Below are 6,340 nucleotides of genomic sequence, written 5' to 3' on the forward strand. Positions count from 1 at the left end.
CATGGTATTGCGTTCGAATGGGCCGCACTCGATGAGGCATCGCCGTGGCCCTATGCCCGTTCGGCGGCCATTGTCGACGCTACGCGTGAAATAGGTGGCGCCACCACAACCGAAACCGCTACTACCTTTCCAGCCTCCCGGCGAACGCCGCTCGCCTGGCGCACACGGTGCGTTCGCACTGGGCGATCGAAAATGGCATGCACGGGTGCCTGGACATGGCGTTCGGCGAAGAGCAGTGTCGCGTGCGTATTGACAATACTGCGCAGAACGTCGCCGTGCTCCGGCGCATTTCGATGAATCTGCTGCGCGATGACCTGACCTCGAAAGTAGGGCTGAGAAATCGGCGCCTCAAGGCTCTTCAAGGCTCCTCAAGGCATGTGCAAACGACCGCTATCTGGCACAGCTTCTTGGCTGGGCCGACAGCCAATCCGTATGAAAATCCCTGCGATTTGCCCTGATGAATCAGAGGCTAACGCGAGAAGAAGCTGTTCCCATGTCGCCTGCTTACCTAAGCTTGGAGCCACGGAGCAATACGCGCCACCTTGAGTTTGGCTGAGGTTGACCCGGGTTCAAGCGGGGCCTTCGTCTTGGCTGGCACCAGCTTGCACAGGGCGGTACTTTGCGTCAATCAGTTTTACGCGATCGCTCGCGGGCTGCATCAGGAAAGTTCGGAATCTTCATCCAGTCCTCCCCCTCGACTGAATTGGGCGTGACTGCGGAGAGGTTTAGGTCTAAAGCGATTGCGCCGACGCCTTCATCCGCAACCGGATCGCTCTCATCGTCTTCATTTACCTCATCAGGAAAGCGCTCGGTCTTCATCAAGTCCCACTGTCCGACTGAATCGACTGTGACTGCGGAGAGGCTTAGGTTTAAAGAGATTGCGCTGCCGTTGCCCGAGCTCTCCGATGAAGCGGCCTACATGATGCAGTTCTTTATCGAAGACCTCTACCTCTGGTTCAGCCGCGCATACGCCACCCAGATCCGGCGCTATCGCGAGCCTTGGTACCGGGGGCCAACCCAGCCGCCGCACCAGACTCCCGACGAGCCGTTCTGAAACGACAACGGGGCTTCATTGCCCCGTTTTACTTCGTCCCTCGAACATCATCTATCTTGCTCATTGCCCCATCGACTTACGTGCTCACGCTCACCAGCCCGACAGTGCACTGACACAGTGGTTCAACCAGCGCACGCAGGGCACGGGGCCGAACCGCCGCGCGCGGCGCATCGCCATCGTCGCTGTCGCACGACGACTGGTGATTGCACTATGGCGCTACCTGAAGCACGGCGTTATTCCTGAGGGCGCGCAGATGAAACCCCTCTGACCTCGTATGCATAGCGAAAGTGATGCCGCGACAATCGGATCACTTGTTGTTCCCATGGTTGAAGTGGACATGCCCGTCGGACTCCTGGGTTGCCGACGCAACCGACTTCTAGATGGGGCACGTAACCCGGACAAGACTCCGGCGCAGCGAGCTGAGGTTTTGACGACACGTGGAAAAGCTATCGACACCTCATCGACGGTTCGCTTGCGCTCGTCTCGTTACTCCGTACCTTACGCATTCGTTGCGCCTTTTGCTTCAACGCTGCCGGGTCGGCCCGAGGAATTTCACCACCAGCCGCCCACAGAACTGTGCGTAAACCTCTCGATTTACACGGCTCGTCCCAGCCATTCCTCCGCCATCTCGCGACGGCGGAGCGACGCGGAAGGTAAATGCTCATCCCGGTTTCCCGGTTGGCGACAACCTTCCTTGAGCTGAGTCATCCCCTTTGCTCAGCGCCCATTACAGGCGCTTCAACGCTCGTACGGGATGATCCGTCCCCTGCATGCGCATCGGTACTTTCCCCCTTCGGGGGTCCCACTTATAAGGTTTTCCATTGGCATCACATGCAGAGTTCCCAAGTTCCCTACCCGAGCCAAGACTAGGGTCACGCCACCTATACACCGGACACCACGTAACCAATAAGCAGGTCGCCGTCACGCTGATCCTGGGGGGTAGTGCGCCCCCAGTTTTGATGTCGTCTATAAGACGTTTCGATGCGTCATCAGTGGTTCACTTGCGTTCGTCTCTCTAGTCCAGACATGACGTGTTTGATCACGCCTTTTAACCGTAACGTTCACCACCGCAGGGTTTCGCACTGAAGCAGCTTACGGCTGTTTGAAGCCCGCGCCTGCACGCTGACTTCGGAGGGCCTTCCTCCATCTCAGGTAAAGCACCGTGCCTCAAAGAATGCAGGCACGTTCATGGCACAACACCACGGCGTCTCTTAAACGCCGCAGCTTGAAGTGGTTTGATGCCTTCTCCTGAAAGACGGCACCGAGGGGCCCACCCTCATCGATCAAACAGCTTTCATAGCACACACGCCGTCGCTTTTCCAAGGATCTCGATATCGAGTCTCGCACTGGCGAGTTCTTTCCGAAGTCGGCTGTTCTCCGCCTCCAGTTCGTTGATCGGGCGCGTCGATCGCGTGCTCTTCACTTCGTGACTGTCGACATCGACGATACTTTTGGCATTGCGACTGCGTCGACTCCAATTGCCCAAGGTTGCCACGGGCACTCCAAGCCTCCGCGCGGCTTCGTGCTGCCCGACTGATTCGGCAAGCCTAATGGCCTCGGCCTTGAACTCGTCCGTGTATTGCCGCTTTGGCACTACTTCTCTGACATTCAAACCTCCGCACAAACAGAAATTAGCAAATTTCTGCTGTACGTGAAATCAAGGTGAAATCAAGGCATGGTCATTTTCGCGATGCCATCAAGACGCGCAAACCCTTGCGCAGATTGGCTCTGCGCCGTTTTCATCATGAAAAACCATCACACTTTTCCGCGAGGACCCTATACTGGGTCGCCGTTGTCGTCATGTTTAGCTTTTTTAATTTTTCTATCCTTATTGCTATCAACCAGAGAAATCTTGTCAATATATTCGTTGAACATCTCCAGCCCCGGTCCAACTTGAATAGTAACCTGCTTTATATCACTATTCATTGGCGACTTACATCTATCCCCTTCTAATTTAACCGTAACCCATCCCAGTTTGTCCATTTCCCCCTGATACTCTTGCTTTTTCGCCTCATCCTTAGTGTTGATTTTGTTATTGTGCAACACTGTTCTGCGTTTGTGCATTTCAGCCCTTCTTTGCTTTTCTAAAGGAAGATTTAATTTTTCATCTTCCACAAACTTCTTCGTCGTTTCGGAGGTATGAGCAGCAGCCTTTTCTATCAACTTATCGAAGGAACCTTTCTTAAGTGCGATTTCAAGGAGAACTCCGCTTTTGGGTTGGCAATATTCGGATGCATATGACCGACTAGGTGTTGTCGACACCTCGCCCCCTCCCCCCTTTATCAGTTTATTCGTTTCGAGAGCCTCGTACATTTCGTCGGGCGGAGCCGAGCGATACAGAAGCTCCCTGCCTGAATTTGTACGCGTAAGGCCAAACTTATCATCGCCCCTCCCGCCGTTCTTCAGACTGTTAGGATCGTATTGTTTAATTCTTTCTTTAAAAGTTTCTTTTATGTATTGGAAAGCTTCCACGGATGGCTTCTTCAGGGTTAGAGGCTTCTTCAGGTCTAGCTTTGGCAGCGCCGAAAACGTATCATTGGATTTTTCCAACCGGGGCTTACTAAAATCGCCATCAGCTGCTTCTGAGTTGTTAATTTCTATATCGGAATTAAGGCCGACGTTGCTGCCTACACCATTTGTTTTATACACCACTACACCTCTACAATTGATGATTCATTGAAATAACATAGATCTTACTACAGCCACTCACGAGCAGTTAAATGTTGCCAAATTAAGGTAAGAACAGTCTGTCATCACGCAACTCGCCTTGGGTTTACGATGAAACGCGTCCTTCGCATGCCACTGTAAATATTGACAGGTACGCCACCGTCGAAAACAGAGTACTGTACGTCTGAGCTAGGCCACATATACACTCGCGCGACATATGCAGCGTTGTTAAATTATTCATAAGATCGATCCCAACATTGATTCTTATTAATGATTGAAAATCAGGAATGCTTTGAAAGAGTTTTTTTTGCTATATTTGGATTCGCAGAAGTTACCGTCAAGGCGCATCTATGCGATGTCAAGAAGGCGCCGCGCAGCGCTCCACCTCTTGGCCTCATAGGTCACGAGCTCTTTGCGTGAATGCTTGTTCACGCGGAGATCCCTCGCTTGATGTGCAAGGCGGCGCAACGGCGTTAAGATTTATCCTGCCGTGCGTATGGCAAACCGTGCGTATGGCAAACCGATCGTTTGCCCCGAGGTGAGTCATTTCCGTGCGCAACCGTATCCGCCGGGAACAAACCCAACTGCCCTAACCAATTTAGGACCCAACACGTGAAACGCATATCATTTTCGCACCTGAAATCGTCGCTGAAACAGGAAGTGGCCTCATTCTGGAACCACAAAACAAGGGAGAGTATTCCCAAAGCTAAAAATGTCTCTCTTGCTGAGATCCCGTATGCGTTTAAGAAGCTAAACAATCCGGAACGGCCTCATAAAATTAGAACGCACCGTCTTAAAATTGCCGAGCTTATACTCAATGCAAGTCCAAATACGGAAATTCAGTCTGCAGAAGGATTTCTAAAAGCTCTCGAATCCAGCTGCGCACTGGGGCAAGACTCAATTAAGATGATTCTTGACCGATTTGCCGAAGTTCCGGCCGAAAAAAGATCTGAGGCCATCAGACTCATCATGGCGCGGTTCTCCAAGGAAAAACATCCGACCGATGAATCTGCAGCATCGAGATCATTTGACGTGTTATATGGCGCGATTCTTGCCGAATTGATCTCCGATCCGAACCGACTTCCCCAGACCGATCGGATGACTATTCTCACTGCAGTGTTAGAAGAAATTGGGACACTCGATGTCCGCGCACGCCTAACTCCGTTGAACGCCATTGCGAAAATCTTTCGAAGCGTTCGTATCGACCTGCCGATATTTCTCAATGCGTTGAAGCAGACCGCAACACTTGATGCTCGCAAACGATATGCTCCCCTATCACGTCTCGTGGAGAGTATCGCTTTCCTTGCTTCTCAGGCTGGCCGGACAACTGCGTTCAATTACATTTTGGCTCAAACGCACGATCTTAGTGACAATGACCGGGCAGCTCTGTTAGGTCGCCTAGCAGCAAGCATCTTTTCCCTTCAGCCAGTTGATCGGACGGCAGCTTTCAACGACGTCATCAAATACCTTGCCCCCCTGAAAACAGACATGCTGCAGATTCCGCTGACGGGGCTCGCGCACGTTATCTTCAGCCTTCCAAAACATAACCGAATTACTGCTTTCAATGACGTGCTGGCGCAAACCTACGTGCTCGAAGGTGATTCAAAGCCGCCTGTGCTTTGGGAGCTTACGGATACGATCCATCGAATGGAGGAGTTCTACCAGGTTGTCGCTTTCAATAGCGTGCTTGCGCACACCGACGCTCTTAACGAGGAGGCACGGCTGACTTTGCTCACCGAGCTCACGTCGATAATCGATCGCCTTCAGGAGCTCGACCGGAGTGAGGCTTTTAATGGTGTGCTTACAAAGGCAGGTGCACTCAACGAAGACCGGCGACAGATTGTGCTCAGCGAGCTTGCGCAGAAGATCTATCAGCTTCCAGAAGAAGAACAGATGACGGCTCTCAGCGCTGTTGCGGCGCACGCCGCCGGGTTAAAAGCGAGTGCGCAATATAATTTGCTTAAAGAGCTAGACCAGGTGTCCAACGTCATTTTGGAACGTATTCGTCCCAGTGCTGATGAGCAGTAAGTGCATTCCATTAATGGTGAGTAGCCGCTGGGAGTAGAGCGTGTTGCACAACCCGGCGTTGCTGAAGTCTTCGTCAATGCTCGCGGACTGCCGATGACGCGCTCCGGCTTCGAATGTGTGTTGTCCAAACACGCGACCACCGCCGCGGCCCAATGTCCCTCGTTGACCTCGAAGCGCATCTCACCGCACGTATTGCGCCACAGCTGCGCCCTGACGATCCTGCAAGCCACCGGGGATCTGCGCAAGGTGGCCCTCTGGCTGGGCCATGCCGACATGCAGACTACGGAGATGTATCTGCGTGTGGACCCATCGGAGAAGCTCACGGCTCTGGCTGGTGTCGTTCCCCTGGCACTGCGGTCCGGGCGATTCAAGGCCCCGGACAAGCTGATCGCGATGCTGAAGCCCGACTGAATATGCGGAGTGAAATGCGGGCGGCGACCGGGCTCCACGGTTGGCCGCCCGACTGTGTTCCGCATATTCCTGAACTCTGCATTCGCCAGAGCGCGTTGACATGTGCTCGACCTCGAAGCTGCGTACCTCGAGCTTCTCGAGGCGATCGCGGGCGAGCATCGCGCCGGTGCTCGTATGACG

6 protein-coding genes and 2 pseudogenes are annotated in these 6,340 nt (G+C 53.2%); 5 read left to right on the forward strand and 3 right to left on the reverse strand.

The genetic code is table 11. The features are described 5' to 3' along the window. The first annotated feature begins 155 nt into the window (after positions 1-155). Positions 156-458, forward strand: a complete 303-nt coding sequence (locus tag AWB78_RS41025; protein WP_332460151.1) for a hypothetical protein — start codon at positions 156-158, stop codon at positions 456-458. 166 nt (positions 459-624) lie between these two features. Here the strand turns inward: AWB78_RS41025 and AWB78_RS41030 are convergent, their stop codons facing one another. Next, a complete protein-coding gene (locus tag AWB78_RS41030) occupies positions 625-822 on the reverse strand; it encodes a hypothetical protein (protein ID WP_157697845.1) in 198 nt (65 codons plus the stop codon). Positions 823-889: 67 nt separating this feature from the next. Here AWB78_RS41030 and AWB78_RS41035 point away from each other — a divergent pair, with 67 nt between their 5' ends. Continuing rightward, the gene (locus AWB78_RS41035; RefSeq protein ID WP_232478102.1) at positions 890-1,054 is read left to right on the forward strand and encodes a hypothetical protein; all 165 of its coding nucleotides are present in this window, start codon (positions 890-892) and stop codon (positions 1,052-1,054) included. A 91-nt stretch (positions 1,055-1,145) separates the two neighbouring features. Further along, positions 1,146-1,322, forward strand: a pseudogene (locus tag AWB78_RS50035) (IS110 family RNA-guided transposase); the annotation flags it as partial. 1,047 nt (positions 1,323-2,369) lie between these two features. Here the strand turns inward: AWB78_RS50035 and AWB78_RS41040 are convergent. Together AWB78_RS41040 and AWB78_RS41045 are read right to left on the reverse strand one after the other, a co-directional pair. Continuing rightward, a pseudogene (locus AWB78_RS41040) lies at positions 2,370-2,666 on the reverse strand (transposase); the annotation flags it as partial. Positions 2,667-2,830: 164 nt separating this feature from the next. Then, a complete protein-coding gene (locus AWB78_RS41045) occupies positions 2,831-3,703 on the reverse strand; it encodes a hypothetical protein (RefSeq protein WP_157697846.1) in 873 nt (290 codons plus the stop codon). Between the two features lie 630 nt (positions 3,704-4,333). Here AWB78_RS41045 and AWB78_RS41050 point away from each other — a divergent pair. Further along, positions 4,334-5,749, forward strand: a complete 1,416-nt coding sequence (locus AWB78_RS41050) for a hypothetical protein (RefSeq protein ID WP_157697847.1) — start codon at positions 4,334-4,336, stop codon at positions 5,747-5,749. A 27-nt stretch (positions 5,750-5,776) separates the two neighbouring features. Then, on the forward strand, positions 5,777-6,160 hold the full coding sequence (locus tag AWB78_RS41055) for a tyrosine-type recombinase/integrase (protein WP_269768980.1): 384 nt from the start codon (positions 5,777-5,779) through the stop codon (positions 6,158-6,160). The last annotated feature ends 180 nt before the right edge of the window (positions 6,161-6,340 follow it).

The organism is Caballeronia calidae, assembly GCF_900044055.2.
Lineage (GTDB): Bacteria > Pseudomonadota > Gammaproteobacteria > Burkholderiales > Burkholderiaceae > Caballeronia > Caballeronia calidae.